18 protein-coding genes are annotated in these 17,044 nt (G+C 55.0%); 10 read left to right on the forward strand and 8 right to left on the reverse strand.

What is annotated here, in order from left to right:
- The first annotated feature begins 352 nt into the window (after positions 1 to 352).
- Positions 353 to 2,032 carry a reverse transcriptase domain-containing protein gene (locus P1U45_RS07295; RefSeq protein WP_301058450.1) on the forward strand — a complete coding sequence of 560 codons (1,680 nt, stop codon included), beginning with the start codon at positions 353 to 355 and terminating at the stop codon, positions 2,030 to 2,032.
- Between the two features lie 37 nt (positions 2,033 to 2,069).
- Positions 2,070 to 3,458: a cysteine--tRNA ligase gene (cysS, locus tag P1U45_RS07300; protein WP_301058451.1), complete on the forward strand. Its 1,389-nt coding sequence runs from the start codon at positions 2,070 to 2,072 to the stop codon at positions 3,456 to 3,458.
- An 82-nt stretch (positions 3,459 to 3,540) separates the two neighbouring features.
- Here the strand turns inward: cysS and P1U45_RS07305 are convergent, their stop codons facing one another.
- Positions 3,541 to 3,705 (reverse strand): hypothetical protein, encoded by a 165-nt coding sequence (locus P1U45_RS07305; RefSeq protein ID WP_301058452.1) that lies wholly within the window; start codon positions 3,703 to 3,705, stop codon positions 3,541 to 3,543.
- Positions 3,706 to 3,803: 98 nt separating this feature from the next.
- A complete protein-coding gene (locus P1U45_RS07310) occupies positions 3,804 to 3,974 on the reverse strand; it encodes a hypothetical protein (protein WP_301058453.1) in 171 nt (56 codons plus the stop codon).
- A gap of 148 nt (positions 3,975 to 4,122) precedes the next feature.
- Between P1U45_RS07310 and P1U45_RS07315 the strand changes: the two genes are divergently transcribed.
- Both P1U45_RS07315 and P1U45_RS07320 read left to right on the forward strand, forming a co-directional pair.
- A complete protein-coding gene (locus P1U45_RS07315; protein WP_301058454.1) occupies positions 4,123 to 4,671 on the forward strand; it encodes a phosphoglycerate mutase family protein in 549 nt (182 codons plus the stop codon).
- Between the two features lie 145 nt (positions 4,672 to 4,816).
- Positions 4,817 to 6,166 (forward strand): aminotransferase class III-fold pyridoxal phosphate-dependent enzyme, encoded by a 1,350-nt coding sequence (locus tag P1U45_RS07320; protein ID WP_301058455.1) that lies wholly within the window; start codon positions 4,817 to 4,819, stop codon positions 6,164 to 6,166.
- Here the strand turns inward: P1U45_RS07320 and P1U45_RS07325 are convergent.
- From P1U45_RS07325 to P1U45_RS07335, 3 genes are read right to left on the reverse strand one after another with little or no spacing between them, the layout of a single operon-like run.
- Positions 6,163 to 6,321 (reverse strand): hypothetical protein, encoded by a 159-nt coding sequence (locus tag P1U45_RS07325; RefSeq protein WP_022694269.1) that lies wholly within the window; start codon positions 6,319 to 6,321, stop codon positions 6,163 to 6,165. The genes P1U45_RS07320 and P1U45_RS07325 overlap by 4 nt on opposite strands.
- The gene (cydB, locus tag P1U45_RS07330) at positions 6,314 to 7,351 is read right to left on the reverse strand and encodes a cytochrome d ubiquinol oxidase subunit II (protein ID WP_301058456.1); all 1,038 of its coding nucleotides are present in this window, start codon (positions 7,349 to 7,351) and stop codon (positions 6,314 to 6,316) included. Before cydB ends, P1U45_RS07325 begins: the two co-directional genes overlap by 8 nt.
- Positions 7,352 to 7,354: 3 nt before the next feature.
- Entirely contained in the window at positions 7,355 to 8,746 is a 1,392-nt protein-coding gene (locus tag P1U45_RS07335) for a cytochrome ubiquinol oxidase subunit I (protein ID WP_301058458.1), read from the reverse strand.
- A 171-nt stretch (positions 8,747 to 8,917) separates the two neighbouring features.
- On the opposite strand from P1U45_RS07335, the gene P1U45_RS07340 reads away from it, so the two are divergent.
- From P1U45_RS07340 to P1U45_RS07350, 3 genes are all read left to right on the forward strand, one after another.
- The gene (locus P1U45_RS07340) at positions 8,918 to 9,361 is read left to right on the forward strand and encodes a MarR family transcriptional regulator (protein ID WP_301058459.1); all 444 of its coding nucleotides are present in this window, start codon (positions 8,918 to 8,920) and stop codon (positions 9,359 to 9,361) included.
- A gap of 56 nt (positions 9,362 to 9,417) precedes the next feature.
- Positions 9,418 to 10,029, forward strand: coding sequence for an exopolysaccharide biosynthesis protein (locus P1U45_RS07345; RefSeq protein WP_301058460.1), 612 nt, complete (start codon positions 9,418 to 9,420; stop codon positions 10,027 to 10,029).
- A gap of 123 nt (positions 10,030 to 10,152) precedes the next feature.
- Positions 10,153 to 10,929: a siderophore-interacting protein gene (locus tag P1U45_RS07350; protein ID WP_301058461.1), complete on the forward strand. Its 777-nt coding sequence runs from the start codon at positions 10,153 to 10,155 to the stop codon at positions 10,927 to 10,929.
- A gap of 37 nt (positions 10,930 to 10,966) precedes the next feature.
- On the opposite strand, the gene P1U45_RS07355 is transcribed toward P1U45_RS07350, so the two are convergent.
- The gene (locus P1U45_RS07355; protein ID WP_301058462.1) at positions 10,967 to 11,791 is read right to left on the reverse strand and encodes a DUF2306 domain-containing protein; all 825 of its coding nucleotides are present in this window, start codon (positions 11,789 to 11,791) and stop codon (positions 10,967 to 10,969) included.
- 132 nt (positions 11,792 to 11,923) lie between these two features.
- Between P1U45_RS07355 and P1U45_RS07360 the strand changes: the two genes are divergently transcribed.
- Positions 11,924 to 12,970: a helix-turn-helix domain-containing protein gene (locus tag P1U45_RS07360; RefSeq protein ID WP_301058463.1), complete on the forward strand. Its 1,047-nt coding sequence runs from the start codon at positions 11,924 to 11,926 to the stop codon at positions 12,968 to 12,970.
- Here the strand turns inward: P1U45_RS07360 and P1U45_RS07365 are convergent.
- Positions 12,963 to 14,402, reverse strand: coding sequence for an AMP nucleosidase (locus P1U45_RS07365; protein ID WP_301058464.1), 1,440 nt, complete (start codon positions 14,400 to 14,402; stop codon positions 12,963 to 12,965). The two genes, P1U45_RS07360 and P1U45_RS07365, sit on opposite strands and share 8 nt — an antisense overlap.
- 109 nt (positions 14,403 to 14,511) lie before the next feature.
- Between P1U45_RS07365 and rfbC the strand changes: the two genes are divergently transcribed.
- Positions 14,512 to 15,090 (forward strand): dTDP-4-dehydrorhamnose 3,5-epimerase, encoded by a 579-nt coding sequence (gene rfbC, locus P1U45_RS07370; RefSeq protein WP_301058465.1) that lies wholly within the window; start codon positions 14,512 to 14,514, stop codon positions 15,088 to 15,090.
- Here rfbC and P1U45_RS07375 read toward each other — a convergent pair.
- On the reverse strand, positions 15,072 to 16,013 hold the full coding sequence (locus P1U45_RS07375; RefSeq protein WP_301058466.1) for a sterol desaturase family protein: 942 nt from the start codon (positions 16,011 to 16,013) through the stop codon (positions 15,072 to 15,074). The two genes, rfbC and P1U45_RS07375, sit on opposite strands and share 19 nt — an antisense overlap.
- A 183-nt stretch (positions 16,014 to 16,196) precedes the next feature.
- On the opposite strand from P1U45_RS07375, the gene cysQ reads away from it, so the two are divergent.
- Positions 16,197 to 17,024 (forward strand): 3'(2'),5'-bisphosphate nucleotidase CysQ, encoded by an 828-nt coding sequence (cysQ, locus tag P1U45_RS07380; RefSeq protein WP_301058467.1) that lies wholly within the window; start codon positions 16,197 to 16,199, stop codon positions 17,022 to 17,024.
- Positions 17,025 to 17,044 lie beyond the last annotated feature (20 nt).

Consider the following 17,044-nt stretch of genomic DNA (forward strand, 5'->3'; position numbering starts at 1 on the left):
ATATGTAATGTTTGCCGCTATTCAATAAATTTTCTTGAGGCAAAATTTCTTTTATGAAAACCAGAATGATCACTGAAATAGGCTGCCGAACTGATGCTTCTGTCCAGGAGTAACTCGTTAGTGGGCTTATTATTCACAACTTTATATCTAGCGATTCGGCTGAGGTGAGTTGTAATCGATAACAAATGGACTAGGTTCTTCTGGTGTATCGGCGCCTCGAAATCAACCAAGTGTTGTTGTACCTGCGACACCTGCGAGAACGTGAAGGTATACCCTTAACGTAGCTCCATATTGAACCTAGCGTTTCAGACTTTAAACGGAAATGCGAGATTTAAGGGGAATCGATACACACATGACTTTGCGTTCAGTCCTCACGACGCGGCAGTTAGCTTCGGTGCTGGGTCGTGATTACCGTAAACGCTTGTCTTACATAGCTTATGGTATGCCGATTGGACTGAGGTATAGGATATTTACTATTCCCAAGAAGTCGGGCGGTGAACGAACGATCTGTGCGCCTTGCCCAGCACTTTTGACCTTGCAAAGAGACATTCTCCATCTGCTGAAGCCCGACTACTCGCCTCGTCATCAAGTCCATGGGTTTGTTTCAGAAGCTCGGCGTGGCATCGTTAGTAATGCAGAAGCCCATGTTGGAAAGCGTTGGGTTCTGAACATCGATTTGGAAAATTTCTTCGAAACAATTCACTTTGGAAGAATAGCAGGACGCCTTCAGGCTCCTCCGTACAATTACACAAAGCAAGTTGCAGAGTTTATCGCTCACGTATCTTGTTTTCGAAAATCTATAACGGTTGGCGATAATGAAGTTCCTACTAGTGTGCTCATGCCGGGTAGTGCGCTTTCGCCGATACTCTCGAATATGGTATGCGATAAACTGGACGCGGAACTTGCAAGGTTTTGTCGCCAATTGGGATGTACCTATACTCGGTATGCCGACGACATTACAATTTCTTCGGATCGGAGGACGTTCCCGGGGCAAATAGGAAACTTTGATCCCCGGTTTGAAAATATGCGGTTTTTTCTATCAGAGGGGTTGCAAGATTTAATCGAGAGTAATGGCTTTTTCGTAAATCATTCGAAGACGCGAGTCCTAAAACGCACTGTTCGGCAAGAAGTCACGGGGATCACGGTAAACGAAAGAACCAACGTTCAACGAAAATTTGTAAGAAACATCAGAGCGATGCTCTACGATTGGGAAAGCCGTGGTTATGCTCAAGCGAGTGATCGTCACTTCAGCGAGAAGCGAGCTGGTCGGGGCCGAGTTCGAGATGCAAGAAACTTCGAGTGGGTCGTTAGGGGTAAAATTGAGTTTGTCCGCAACGTGAAAGGATCGACCGACCAAGTATTCCGTAGTCTAGCTGCCAAGTATAACCGCCTTTGTTCAGGTGGGAAGTTTGACATTCCACTCGTCGAAACGGACGAAATATTGAGAGAAGCGGTTTGGTACCTTGAGAACGATAACGACGGCGGTGCGGTGGGCACCTGCTTCGCCATCGGTGAAAACCTTTTTGCGACCTGCGATCATTGTATCGGCGACCAACTAAGGGTTTTTTCGCCCCACAATCCACAGTTCGAAATGTTTGCACATGTGATTGGGCGTGATGAGCACAATGATTTGGCTCTATTGTCAGTTACGTCACCTATTGCTGCCTTTATGCCCAGAGCGTGTTTGAGAGTTGCTTCTAGAAGCGGAGATGAGCCATATGGCATACGAACACCCGTTCAGGTGGCTGGATTTCCATCAAATTTAGATAGGCATTCTCTAACCATTAGATCGAGCGAAGTTAGCGGTTATTCTCGGCAAACGTATGATGGGTTGCCAGCATCTAAGGATAACTCGGTTGAACTGACGGCGGGGAGTTACCAAGGCATGAGTGGAGGGCCAGTTCTCTGTGATGGCGAGGTTATCGGGGTCATAATACGGGGGCCCGGTCCAGAAGACCTAACTCGAACACCGCTGGCGGTTTTATCCGAGCATTTGAATGCGCTGATTAATCGAAGTGGTCGCGAAATCTAATTTCCCTCGCCGCAATATCCGCTTATAAGCCCACCCCATGACACTTCGCATCTATGACACCATGGCGCGTGAGAAACGCGTGTTTGAGCCTCAGGACCCTAAGCGCATCACAGTCTATGTGTGTGGGCCGACGGTTTATAACTATGCCCATATCGGCAATGCGCGCCCGCCTGTGGCGTTCGATGTTCTGCGCCGTCTTCTGAAAGATGTTTACGGGCGCGGCTCTGTCGTGTTTGCGCGCAACATCACTGATGTCGAAGACAAGATCATCAAAAGCTCTCAGGAAACCGGTGAGAGCATTGCCGATATCACGCGCAAATATGCCGATATCTACAATGCTGACATGGCGAGCCTGAATGTGCTCGCGCCGGACATTGAGCCCTGGGCGACCAACCATATCGACGGCATGATCCGCATTGGCGAAAGCCTGAAGCGCAAAGGCTATGCCTATGTCACCAAAGACGGCCTCTATTTTCAGGTCGACCAGATGGAAGACTATGGAAAGCTCTCCGGTCGCCGTCAGGAAGACAATGAAGCCGGTGCGCGCGTCGCTGTAGACGAAGGCAAGCGCAACCCGTCCGACTTTGCTATCTGGAAGTTTGCCAAAGAGGGCGAGCCGGAAGACGCGATCTGGGATAGCCCGTGGGGCAAAGGCCGTCCCGGCTGGCATATTGAATGCTCGGCCATGATCAAGGCAGAGCTTGGCGACACGATCGACATTCATGGCGGCGGTATCGACCTTCAATTCCCGCACCATGAAAACGAGATTGCCCAGTCCGAATGCGCGCATGGCGAGACGCTGGCCAATTTCTGGATGCATAACGGCTTCCTCGACATGGAAGGCGAGAAAATGTCCAAGTCGTTGGGCAATGTGAAGTTGGTGCATGATCTGGTGAAGGACTGGCCGGGCGAAGTGCTGCGCTATGCGCTGCTGTCTGGGCATTACCGCGCGCCGCTCGACTGGACGCGTGACTTGCTGGAACAATCCAAGACGACGCTCGACCGGATCTATGGCGCGTATCGCCGCGTCTGGGGTGATGGCAAGCCTGTGGCCGATAACCGTCATGGCGTGCGTGACAAGCTGATGGATGATCTCAACACGCCTCTGGCACTGGCTGAGCTCAATGCTCTCGCATCTGAAGCGAATAAAGCGGCTGACGAGAAGAACGGGCAGGCGATGGAAACCGTCCGCAATATGATGTTCGACGCCGGTCAGGCGCTTGGCCTTCTCTCCAAAACGCCTATGGAGTGGGAGCAGGGCGGCGACGGGGATGACAATGCCCGCATTGACGGCCTCGTTCAGGCGCGTCTGGATGCCCGTAAGAATAAGGACTGGGCTGAAGCCGACCGTATTCGTGACGAGCTGAAAGCCGAAGGTATCGAAATTATGGACGGCGCAGGCGGCGCGACCTGGAGACGGGTTTAGTTTTCAGTTGCAGTCGATCAAAACAAAAACACCCGGCCATTTGGCCGGGTGTTTCTGATTTGGGGTGTATAAAATTTTTCGCTCAGGCAAAGAAGCGCATCAAAACATACGCGAGACCGCCCCAGAAAAGTCCGTTCACCAGAAGGCAAAAGAACAGGGTACGGCGGACGCTCCATTTTCCATCAGCTTTGCGGTCGTCTGCGCGACTGACGGATACATATGCCGGAGGGGACGCTGTTTGGTTCATTGTTTCCTCCGCCTCTTGTGTGAGGTGTGTATGTTTAGCGTTATGCGCGAGTTTTACCAAAATGTCAAATAAGCACTAAGTCTTATGCGTTTCAGGGATTAAGCGCCCGGAAGGCCACCAGAAAACATCAGGCCAAGCAGACCCCAGACGGCAAATCCGCCTGCAACCATGATGATTGCGGTCGCCCAGTCTTGCACGGTGATCGGGTCATCTATCCGTTCTGACGTTTTGCGTTCGGTATGTACGTCAGACAGTGTCACGTCGCTCATTGTATCCTCCTCAGGCTTTATCTATTCTCACATGCGGGACGGCCCGCACATGGGTGCTTGAAGGTCAGGATAACCGAATCTGCCTAATAATGGAATAATGCTTATTCATTTTAGGCATGAGGATTAACAGAAAAGTCGGGGCATTTACATGATCGCGAAGATAAAACGTGCGGGATTACAGGTTCTGCTTGCAAGCCTGGTGCTCGTGGCAGCCTGTACTGCGCCCGGTTTGCAAAACGCCTTTGCAAGCGGTCCAACGATTTTTCTGGTTCGCCATGCCGAGAAAGAGGCGGGGGTTGACCCGCTGCTTACCGCAGAGGGCGAAGCGCGCGCCGAGCGCCTTGGTGAGATCATGGATGAACTGGGCGTAGACGCCGTATGGTCGTCAGATACACGTCGCACCCGCGCAACGGCCGCGCCGTCGGCGAACGCAGAAGGCCTTGAAGTCCAGATCTATGATCTCGATGCGATGGAAGAGTTCGCTGATACGCTTCGCAATTCATCTGGTACCATACTGGTGCTCGGCCATTCCAATACCACGCCAGTGCTCGCAGCCATGCTGACAGGGCGCGACGAAGGCCCATGGTTCGATGAGGCTGATTATGAAAGCCTTTTCCGGATCGAATTTAACCGTCGCGGCGAGCCCCTATCATTCCAGATGAGTTATGACGCGTTGGAACGTTATGCCTTTGACTGATAATTACGCGCTTCGGATTTAACCTTACCCTGCCAGAAATGAGGCATATGCGTTTTGTGACTGTCTCTGACACCCCCAGAGATTGCCGTGACTGAGTGAGTCCGGCGATGTGAAACCCTCGCGCGAATAGTGGGTGGTTTCGCAAATGGCAGTGCAACACAAAGCGGATATGACTTACGGGCTGGATGTTCTGAAACATTCCATCCAGCGTGAAGAACAGGTCTATCGCACTCGCAATCCAGGCAGCGAGGAACAGTTCCGCCGCGCCAAGCGCTGTATGCCGGGCGGTACGACACGCTCTACCGTCTACTATCCGCCATTTCCGCTAACGATCGAACGTGGCAGCAAAGGCCGCGTCTATGACGTAGACGGGCACGGTTATCTGAATTTCGTTGGCGAGTACTCGGCAGGTGTTTACGGCCATGATGATGGCATGACGCGGCGCGTGCTCGATGCCATTGCGCGCCATGGCACACTGCTCAGTGGTCCGACGCGGCATGAAGACTTGCTGGCGCGCCTGCTTTGCTCCCGCTTCGGGTTTGAGCAGGTTCGTTTTTGTAATTCAGGAACGGAAGCCAACCTTCTCGCGCTCGGGCTTGCACGCAATGCGACAGCGCGCGCAGGTGTTCTGGCGTTTTCAGGCGCCTATCACGGCAGCTCTCTTGTGCTGATGGAAGGGCGCGATGCGCTTAATATCTCGATTGATATAACGCTCGCCGAGTATAACGACATTGAAGGCACGCGCGCGCTGATTGAGGCAAACGCGTCCGAGCTCGGCGCAATACTGGTCGAACCGATGCTTGGCGCAGCGGGCTGTATTCCAGCAAAGACCGAGTTTCTTCAAATGCTGCGGGAAATGGCGGACAAGCACGCCATCGTTCTGATTTTTGACGAGGTGATGACCTCGCGTCTCGGTCCTGCTGGTCTGCAAGGCGTTCTGGGTGTTCAGGCCGATCTCACTACGCTCGGCAAATATATCGGGGGTGGTTTCTCTATGGGGGCGCTGGCAGGGCTGCGCGATCTGATGGCGCGCTTTGATCCGGCTTCAGGTGATGCGTACCTTCCACACGGCGGAACGTTCAATAACAACGTGGCATCCATGGTTGGCGGGTATATCGGCCTGTCTGATTATTTCACTGAAGAAGAGGCGGTTCGCCTGAATGCGCGCGGCGATAAGCTGCGTAAAACGCTGAACGAAGCTGCGCGAGGCCTTGGTGTGCCAGTGCAGGCGACCGGGCGCGGCTCGATCATGAATCTTCACCTGAAAGACGGGGATATCATCCATCCTTCAGATCTGGATGTCGCAGGAGCGAGCGAGTTCAAGCGCCTCTTCCATCTGCACATGCTCAATCGTGGGATTTACGTCGCTGCACGGGGTATGACGACGCTCAACCTCAATATGCACGAAGCGTATATCGCGGCATTTGAGGATGAGTTCTCCCGCTTCATTGAACTCTATGGCAAAGACCTCGCGGCCTGCGTGGACGGGGCTTAGAGCCCCAGAAGTCCGCGCAGAATGTAAGCGGCGAGGATAACCACCGCGCCGCTTGTCACGGCGATGCCCATGAACCACGCAAGACGCGGCGCGATGGGGGCTGGTTTGCTTTCTGTGTTGTCTTCGGGACCAACAGGCTCAAAGATCTTAGTCATGATAACTCTCTTCCGGGTCTACTTTTCCCCAGAAGAGGGAGTAGACGTAGATTGTGTATGCCAGAATGACCGGCAGCATGATTGATGCGCCGACCAACATAAGTTGTAACGCATTATCCCGTGCTGCGGTTTCCCAAATTGTGAGCTCGAACGGCACAAGATACGGGAACAGGCTAATGCCAAGGCCGAGATAGCCGGTCAGAAAGAGCGCTGCAGACAGCACCATTGGACGCCAGTCAGGCGCTTTGTCACCAAGAATGCTGAGATCCCGCCAGAGCGCGACAAGCAAGAGACCAGCAAGCAGAGGTATAGGCGCGAGAGGCAGGAATTTGCCAAACTCGATCGCCTGCATTGTCACGCCCCAGCGTTCGGTCACACGCGGATCGATGGAAAGCGTTGCCAGGCTGATCGCTGCCATGGCCAGAGCGACAAACAGGGAAGACCGGCGTGCCCAGGCGCGTGACCATTTTTGCAGGCTGCCTTCCGTTTTCAGAACCAGCCAGGATGAGCCGAGAAGGACATAACCACCGGCCACGGAGACTGCGACGAGCAGTGTGAAAGGTGTAAGCCAGTCGAATGTGCCACCCGCAAAGCTGCGCCCATCAACGCTGACGCCCTGAATGAAACCGCCAAGGATCAGGCCCTGCGCAAAGGCTGCGAACAGAGACCCATAGGAAAAGGCGCCATTCCAGAAATGGCGTGTCGTTTTACGGACGGCCTTGTGGCGGAACTCGAACGCGACGCCGCGGAAGATGAGCGCGGCGAGCATGAGAAGAACCGGAATATAAAAGGCCGGCATCAGAATGGCGTAGGCGAGCGGGAAGGCCGCAAACAGGCCGCCGCCGCCCAGAATAAGCCAGGTCTCATTACCGTCCCAGACGGGCTCGATTGTGGCCGTCATCAGATTGCGTTCTTCGTCAGATTTCGCAAATGCCGTCAGAATACCGATGCCAAGGTCGGACCCGTCCAGAAGGACGTAGAGCATGACCGCAGTGGCGATGAGAAAAGACCAGATAAGTGGGTAATCCATGGCTCAGGCCTCCTCTGCCTTGTCTGTGACGGATGCAAGCGCAGAGCCGGGCGCGCGGTGTTCGCGAACCGGTGGATCGGTCGGGTCGTCGTCGAAGCCGCGTGTTGCGATGCGGGCCATGTAAATGACGCCTGCGGTGAAGATGATCGCATAGACCACCATGAAGACAATCAGCGATGTAGCAACGGCTGCCGGTACGACGGGTGAGATACTGTCTTCGGTTCGAAGGAAGCCATAGACGGTGTAGGGCTGGCGACCGACTTCGGCGACGATCCAGCCGGTGATAACCGCCACAAAGCCTAGCACACCGCTTGGAACTGCCAGCCAATGGAAGAGGCCGGGCTTCTCGATACGCTTCATAGCCCAGAGCGCGACGCCCCAGCCGCCCATGAACAGCATGATCATGCCCGCGCCGACCATGATGCGGAAGGACCAGAAGACAGGGAAGACAGGTGGCCGCTCATCTTCAGGGAAGGCGTTCAGCCCCTGAAGCGGTTCATCAGTATTGAAAAGATAAGGACTGGTGCCGGGGATCATGATCTCGGCAATATTGCGCTCGTTCTCTGCATCCGGAATCGCAAACAGGATGGTGCCCTGAACGTCGCTGGTTTCCCACCAGCCTTCCATCGCAGCCACTTTGGCGGGCTGGTAATGGTGCGCAACTTCGCCAGACCAGTGACCGGCCCAGATTTGCAGCGGCATGAGCAGAAGCAGCGTGCCGGACGCCATGCGGATTTGCCAGCGGGTCGGCTCCGTCACGCGGCCACGGATCACCTGATACGCGCCGGCGGCCAGAACAACGGCTGCAGTCGTAATGAATGCGGCTAGCATCATGTGAATATAGCGGGACGGGAAGCTCGGGTTGAAGATCACCGCCCACCAGTCTGTCGCAAAGAAGTTGCCGGTCTCAGGATCAATGTCGAAGCCCACAGGTGTCTGCATCCAGCTGTTCGCGGACAGGATCCAGAAGGCAGAGATAGACGTACCGATCGCCACGGCGCATGTGGCGACGAAGTGGAGTGTCGGGCCAACGCGTTTCCAGCCGAACAGCATCACACCAAGGAAGGTCGCTTCGAGGAAGAAGGCCGTCAGGACTTCATAGCCGAGAAGCGGGCCGATCACGCTGCCTGCCTTGTCTGAGAAGACGGCCCAGTTCGTGCCGAACTGGTAAGACATGACAACGCCGGAGACGACGCCGATACCAAAAGCGAGGGCAAAGATTTTCACCCAATGCAGATAGAGGCGCTTGAACACCTCTTTCTTCGTGAACAGCCACAAGCCCTCGGCGACTGCCAGAAAGGCTGCCAGACCGATGGTGAAAGCAGGGAACATGATGTGGAAGGCGACCACAAAAGCAAATTGCAGTCGCGACAGGATCAGCGCGTCGAATTCCATAAGAATAACTCCTCACCGATCTGAGTAACATATTTTAGAGGCCTCTAATATGTTACAGAGTGCCACTGAGGCGGAATATCTCACAAACATAGTGGGGTATTTCGGCTGGAAATAAGCTGTAAAGGAATCATGCTATTGCTTCATGAGTGAAGCCTTTTCAGGAGCACACTAATGTCCTCAGCCCGTCGCGCACGCGTTTATCAAAAACTGCAGGCCGCAAGCCACTGCGTTCAGAAAACCGCAGACCGGCTTGTGCAGGAGGCAGGACCGCTGACCACATCTCAGGCTGCGGCGCTTTCCGTCGTTGCAGGGTTCGCGAGCTGTAACCAGCGTATGATCGCCAGCCAGCTTGGCCTGAATGAATCTGCAGTGACAGCAATGGTGACGCGGCTCATTCGGGACGGATTTCTGACGCGTGCGCGGTCCAAGACGGATGCGCGCACATGGCTTCTCACGCTGACAGACGCGGGCCGAGACGCACTCCAGTCTGTGAATGGCCCGTTCGCCGAGATCAATGACCGGCTTGAGGCGGTGCTGACCGAAGCTGAAATCAACCAGCTCGCTGATATGTTGAAGCGCGTTGCTGACACCTTCGGCGAAGCGGAGCAAAGCTGACGGCATTCAGGCTCGCCCGGTGGACAGAGCCTTTCAAATCTGAACGAAGTGGGTTCATGAGCGCTACAAATCCTTCCACGCTTTGCCGTTTGTTTGATCGCCTTGTCGAAGAGACTGAGGGCGATACGGTGTCTGTCGTCCGTCTGATGAAGATTGTGGGGCCGCGCTCATATGGTCCGCTGATCATGCTGCTGGGGTTTATCTCGGTCAGCCCGCTCACAATCATTCCGGGCGCAACATGGCTGGTGGCATTGCTGACGCTTCTGATTACCGGCCAGATCGTTCTGGGCTTTGAGCGTCCCTGGGTGCCAAAGAGGATCCTCGAATTCAAATTTAATCGGGAACACCTTCTGGCTGGTGCGAAAGGTGCGCGCGGCTGGGCTGAAGTATTCGACCGAATTCTGCGCCCACGCCTGTCTTTCCTCACTCGAAAACCGTTTTTGCAAATCGTTGCGCTTATGTGCGTTGCCGCAGCTTTGGTGACATTTCCGTTGGGCTTGGTGCCGTTCGGGCCGGTTCTGCCGGGGCTGACCATTCTGGTATTCGGTCTCGGCCTGATGGCGCGCGACGGTATTGTTATTCTGCTCGCCAGTTCAGGCCTGATCGGGTCGTTTATTCTGGTGACACGTCTTGCATCCCGCTGGCTCGATCTCGGCTGGTTTTCCTGATCCCAGCGCGGCATCGGATGTGAGGTTTTCAATTTTTAAGTTGAGAATGACTTGCAATAACGAATTGCTATTACTAATATTGGTTTCTGACGACCGGCCATGACCGCATGCGAAAGGAACCCAATGTCTCAGCTGATTGACCCTCAAGACCGTCCGACACCTACTGTAGAGCGCGTGCGTCTTGAACCGGTGAAGCGCAATCTGATTGTGTCTGAGAAATATCATGTTAGCCCGAACATGCTCCGCATCGTTGTGAAGGGTGATGAACTCGTAGGGTTCAACGCGCCGGGCGCCGACGATAACATCAAAATGATCGTGCCTGATGAGGCCGGGAACATGGTAATGCGCAGCTATACGCCGCGCCGTTATGATCCTGTAGCCGGTGAGCTGGAGATCGATTTTGCGCTTCATCTTGCAGGGCCTGCTACAAAATGGGCGCTGGATGTAGAGGTCGGTGAGACCGCCATTGTTGCAGGGCCGCGCGGGTCGAAACGTGTGTCTGGAAACATTGACCGCTGGGTGATGGTCGGTGATGAAACCGCCATTCCAGCCATGGCGCGCCGGCTGGAAGAGGCCGAAGCGGGTGAGCGGATTACCGCAGTGATCACCATCCCTTCCAAAGAGGACATGCAGCAAATAGAGAGCGCGGCCGACGTTGATTATGTCTGGGTGTGCCGTGACGAGCTGGGCGTCGGCGCAACTGATACATCGAGCCTGATTAGCCAGCTTGAGCCGATGGATATCCGCGCGGGCGTGTTCGTCTGGCTGGCGGCAGAAGGCGGCGTGGTGCGCGCCCTTCGAACCTATCTGACAGATGCAAGAGGCCTCGACCGTCGCTGGATCAAGGCCTCTGGCTATTGGGTTGAGGGCGAGGCCGACACAACGGCCAAATTTGAGTAACCCTTAGCGGAACGGCGGCTCGTCCTGGTCGTGCGAACTATAGATAGGGTAGCCACATCATTTTAATGGTGCCGAAAACGCCGGTCGCCATAAGTCCTGTCGCAAAGAGAATGAGCAGCGCGACTGAGGTTTCCATCATACCCGACGGCGATGCACGTGCAGCGCGCCAGAGCCCCAGAAGCAGAAGCGGGATCATATAACTCCCAAACTCAAGAACGGGGTCTATGAAGGGTTGAAGGTCCGGCGAGGCGTTGAACATGCCACGCCCGATCAGAGACCATGCCATGATGAATACTCTGAAGAACCAGACCCCCGCGGCGACCATGAATAGGCGCAGGGCCCAGATTTCATGTTCTCTGATTTGGCGACGAACCGCGTGGCGAATGGTGAAGGCCGAGAAGACCAGAATGAGCACGCCATTCAGGCTGACCGCGATTGCCGAGTGGAATGAAGCCTGAGACCCTCTGATCCATGTCATCCAGATGCCGGTCAATGCCAGAATGACCGCCAGCAGGAGAAAGATACGTCCGCTGGTTCTATGGAGCCTTGGTGCGGATTTCCGGATGTTCGGGATTAGCTGGATCAGGCCTGACAACGTCATAACTGCCGCCAGAAGGACGTGTGCAGCGAATACAATATTCCCTGCGAAATCCCCTTCAACATGCCCCGTCAGTAAGGGCTTGTCATTCCATGCACTGAATTGTCCGGTAATGGTGCGTGTGCCGTAAAATCCGAGAATGAAGAGAATGAAACTTGTCTGGCCCAGCAGAGCCGTTGCAAACCATAGACGGGTTGCGGCCTTCAGGAACAACGCGCCGGATGATTGAGGGCGTGCGCGCGTGGGTGAAATTGAGACGGACATGCTCATCTACCTTTTTGCTATCGGTAGCGGCAGATGGCGGATTATGACCTGTGGCGTCTTGCCGATTTGGAATTCGGCCATGTTTTCCGGTAATGATACTTATCTTTCCCATCCTGGGCGCGTGTTCGCTTTATGCTTCAGTTGATCATCATTGCCGGATTTCTGGTTTCCGTCGGCCTCGTACTGGCGATGGCCAGAAAACGTATATGGGGCGATGACCAGCTTCTAAGATTGGTCTGGACCAGCTTTGCCATAGCGATACTGAGCTTTGGTGTGTACGGGCTCTCTGAGGGCAGGCTGGGATATGCGGGCTGGATATTCGGTGTTTTAAGTTCGGTCACGTGCGGTCTTGCATGGCTTTTGTCGCGTGCATTGTTTCGAACGTCCGTCAAGGCAGACCGCTGGCCCTTCATGGTTGTGGGGGTGCTCCTCATTACGGGGCTGGCCGCGGATGTCTTCGACTATCTTGGTGTCACCAACTCCCTGACTGGCGCGTTGAACACGGTTCATACGCTTTTGAGTTCGACGGTTCTTTTGATGGCGCTGATCGAACCCTTAATTGGCCTGCCAAAGACTGCGAAGCAGTCTGAGAAAATGTTCCGGATCATTTTTGCGGGTGGCTACGGTCTTATCCTTTCGGTCGGGTATATCTGGCTGAGAGGCGCGGTTGAGGGCGATTTTGCGCTCCAGTGGTCGCGTGAAATTCGCCTGATCTGCGCACTCATAGCTTTGTTCGCGGGTGGCGCTGCCGTCTGGTACCGTAGTCGCAATCCCTATTTGTCCAGATTCAAAGGAGACGCCGCGGCCGATGATGAGAAGCGTCTTGCAGACCGGATACGCGGCGCCCTGTACGGCGATGACAGGTTTACCATCGCCGACCTTAAGGTCGCTGATATTGCGGCACTCCTCGGTGCGCCCGAGCACAAGATCAGCCGTGCGGTCACTATGCATCTGGGCTTTGCGAACTTTAACCGGCTCGTGAATCATTACCGGATCGAACGGGCATGCAATATGCTTTCCGATCCGCAGTTTCAGGACTTACCTGTGCTCACAATCGCTATGGATAGCGGGTTTGGCTCGATAGGGCCGTTCAACCGGTCGTTCAAAGACGCGACCGGTATGACACCATCTGCCTACCGGCGCTCCAAATTACCAGCAACGACCGCGACGGCTACCTGAATGGCGGTTCGTCGAAGGAGCGTAGCTTACGAGAGTGCAGGCTTTCTGCGCCTTCATCCGCCATGCGTTCCAGCGTGCGAATACCGATCTGGATATGCTCGCCAATCGCGCGGGCGTAGAAAGCGTTCGCCGCACCCGGTAGCTTGATCTCGCCGTGCAGCGGCTTGTCCGAGACAACCAGCAGCGTTCCATAAGGCACGCGCAGGCGATAGCCATTGGCCGCAATCGTTGCGCTTTCCATATCGATGGCGATCGCGCGGGACAGGTTGATACGCTTGGCTGAGGCTGTGTAGCGAAGTTCCCAATTGCGGTCGTCTGTTGTGACGACGGTACCCGTACGAAGGCGCTTTTTCAGGCCTTCGCCGCTTTCGCCGGTAACATCGACAGTCGCCTGTTGCAGCGCGACCTGAACTTCGGCAATCGGCGGAACCGGAATATCCGGCGGCAGCATATCGTCAAGCACATGATCATCGCGCAGATAGGCGTGGGCGAGGGCATAGTCGCCAATGCGCTGCGAGTGGCGCAGGCCCCCGCAATGGCCGACCATGATCCAGCACTGCGGACGCAGAACGGCGAGGTGGTCTGTAATCGTTTTGGCATTGGACGGGCCAACACCGATATTCACCATAGTGATGCCCTGACCGTCTTTGCGGCGCAGGTGATAGGCCGGCATCTGGAAGCGGCGCCACGGCGCGTTCTGGATTTTCTTCATCGCGTTTTCTGTGTCGGCGAAAACCTCTACGCCGCCCGCTGCAGACAGGCTTTCATATTTATCGTCTTCCTTGAGACGCTCGACGGCCCATTCGGCAAAGGCGTCGATATAGCGGTGATAGTTGGTGAACAGCACATAGCTCTGAAAGTGCTCGAATGGCGTTCCGGTATAGTGCTTCAGACGCTGGAGCGAGAAGTCGGTGCGCGGAGCATCGAACAGGGCGAGCGGCTTGGTATCGTCGACATCGAAAAAGTCCCCGTCTGCGATTTCGTCGCCAATGGAGACAAGCTGCGGGGTCGGAAACCAGCGCGCAATATCTGCCGCCAGCGACATATCAAGCCCTTCGCCTTGGGAGGCTTCCCAGACATAAGGATAAGGAATTTCCTGTTTGGACGGGCGCACTTCAAGTTCGACATCATAGTCGCGCAGGATCGGTTCCAGCTGCTCGCGCAGATAGGTCTCGAACACGGCAGGTTGTGTGATCGTTGTCGTGTAGGTGCCGAAATCGGAAAACTTGCCGAAAGATCTGGAAATCTGCGGGACCGCGCTTTCCGAGTAATATTTTACGACAAGTTCAGGGTAGCAGAACAGGCCCTTGGCGCGGGCGGCGCGATCCGGGATCGTGCCATTCTCAGCGAATTCGGTGAGGGCTATTCGAAGGTTTTCGCAGGCTGTCGTATACAGCCGGTTCAGTTCATCAATTACAGTATCAATCTTCATGTATGGCTTTTAGTGCGTTCGGAGGATTCGGGCAAGAATGCGCGGGTTTGAAACTTTGTTCAGATGGGGCAGATAGGGTCGTCAGAACGCATTCAAACGGGAGCATTGCATGGAAATCGAACATCTGGACCTTCCAGGATTGATGCTTGTGACGCCCCGCGTTTTTGAAGATGGTCGCGGAAGCTTCTCAGAGATGTTCAACGAACGCGAGTTCCAGCGTCGTACCGGCGTGGATTTTCGCGTGGTGCAGGTGAATCGGTCTGTCTCTGCGCAGATCAACACAATACGCGGTCTGCACGCACAAATGCCGCCAGATGCGCAGGCCAAGCTTTTGCGCGTCGAGCATGGACGTATTCTGGATTGTGTTGTCGATATACGTCGTGGGTCGCCGACCTATCTTGGCTCTGTTACGGTCGAACTGTCAGATGAGGACGATACTCAGCTGTTCGTGCCGAAAGGCTTTCTGCACGGGTTTCGCACGATGGAGCGGAATACGCGGGTGATCTACAAGGTCGATGCCCATTACAGCCCGCAGACCGAGCGCTCTGTCCGGTTCGATGATGCTGATCTTGGGTGCGACTGGCAGCTGGTAGGTGGTGAGGAGCTTCACCTGTCAGACAAGGACCGTGACGGGATGGCATTTGCCGATCTGGACAATGCGTTCACCTATCAGCCGGTCCGGATGTAGGCAGGCGCTTTTTCGCTGCGTTCGGTCGCGGCTGCCTGCTGCGCCAGCCATTCGCGACGGATATCCTCGCTGCAGGAATGCTGACCGTCCGGTGACCAGCCCGGCGGTTTGATAATGCGCATGAACCAGCAGACCGGCGCAAACCCGTCAGAGGCGCAGTCACGGATCAGGGCAATCATTTCGTGATAGGCAATCCAGATCGGGTTGTATGAATTGATCGGTTTGACGATGCCGTAGACGGGCTCTTCGTCAGGGTCTTCTTCGATGAACGTGCCGAACATTTTGTCCCAGATGATGAAGACGCCCGCATAATTCATGTCGAGATATTTTGGGTTCGTCGCGTGATGCACCCGGTGATGGCTCGGCGTATTCATTACCGCTTCAAACCATGCCGGCATGCGGTCGATCACACGGGTGTGGATCCAGTACTGATAAACCAGATTGAGACCGGCCACGAAGAATACCATAAGCGGGTCAAATCCGATCAGAACGAGCGGGATACCAAGGAAGGTCAGCCCCGATAGTGGGCCGAACCAAGGCTGGCGAACTGCCGTGGTCAGATTGTATTCCTCGCTGGAATGGTGGGTGACATGCTCCATCCAGAACCAGCGCATGCGATGCGCGAAACGGTGTTTCCAGTAATAGACCAGGTCGTACAGCACGAACGCCAGCGCCAGAGTCCACCAGGTCGGTGGCAGATGAAATGTGCTGAACTGGCTGAAATACATGAAGACGGCGAGGCCGATCGCGCTGGTCAAAGCATTGATGGCCACATTGCCAAGTCCCATGGCGATGGATGCAAACGCATCTTTTGTGCCGTAATGGCCGTTCAGGCGTCCAGTGCGAACAGCCCACCATTCACCCAGAATTGTGATGATGAAAAAGGGAACGGCGAACAGTACCGGGGACGGAAATTCAGTCATCCAAAACCTCTACTCACGATTCCGTGAGTTTTAAAGAGCGGGCGAGTGATCCGGTCAGCATTGGCACGAAACGCTGCATAACTATTCGCGGCTGGGAAATATCAGATTTCATGATCTGGTTGGCTTGCAGCACTCGGCAATTCGCGCTTAGTGCCGGTAAGTTGTTTATTCAGGGGACAGAAAATGGGTGACATTATTTCGCCGAGTGCGGAGCTTTCAGACAAGCTGGTGAAAGCCGCTATCGATGCAGGCGTTGTGATCATGGAGGTCTACAACGCGGCCGACGGCATCAGCACCGATACAAAGAGCGATGATTCACCCGTCACAATCGCGGACCAGAAAGCTGAAGACCTCATTCTGAAAGTGCTGAAAAAGGTGACGCCAACTGTACCTGTGCTGGCCGAAGAATCAGTCGCTGCGGGTGTCATCCCTGATGTGGGAGAGCAGTTCTATCTGGTGGACCCGCTCGACGGCACGAAAGAGTTCATCAAAAAGGGCACGGACTTCACGGTAAACATCGCGCTTATCCTGCATGGCCGTCCGATTATGGGCGTGGTCTATGCCCCGGCGCGCAATCATATCTGGGTTGCTGAAGGTCCGGCGACGGCGTGGGAAGCTGATGTTGCACCGGGCGGTGATGTGCCGTCTGAGGCTGACCGTAAGCCTTTGAAAATCCGCAAACTGCCGGACGCGGGCGTGACCGCTGTTGCGTCTAAAAGCCACCGCACGCCGGAAACAGACGAGTTCCTCGGCAAGTTCAATGTCGCCGAACTGGTCTCCATGGGGTCATCTCTCAAATTCTGCATGATCGCAGCAGGCGAGGCGGATCTCTATCCGCGCCTTGGCCGCACAATGGAGTGGGATACAGGCGCAGCGCATGCGGTGATCTCCGCTGCAGGCGGCCGTGTCTTGACGCTTGAGGGAATTGACCTCACTTACGGAAAAAAAGAGCGCGGCTATGACAATCCGCATTTTGTCGTTTATGGTGATCTAGAGCCGCCGACAGCGTGATTTGGTCTGGCGGCGGATCA

Origin of the sequence: Ponticaulis sp. (assembly GCF_029210165.1) — a bacterium.
In the GTDB taxonomy this organism is placed as follows: Bacteria; Pseudomonadota; Alphaproteobacteria; order Caulobacterales; family Hyphomonadaceae; genus Ponticaulis.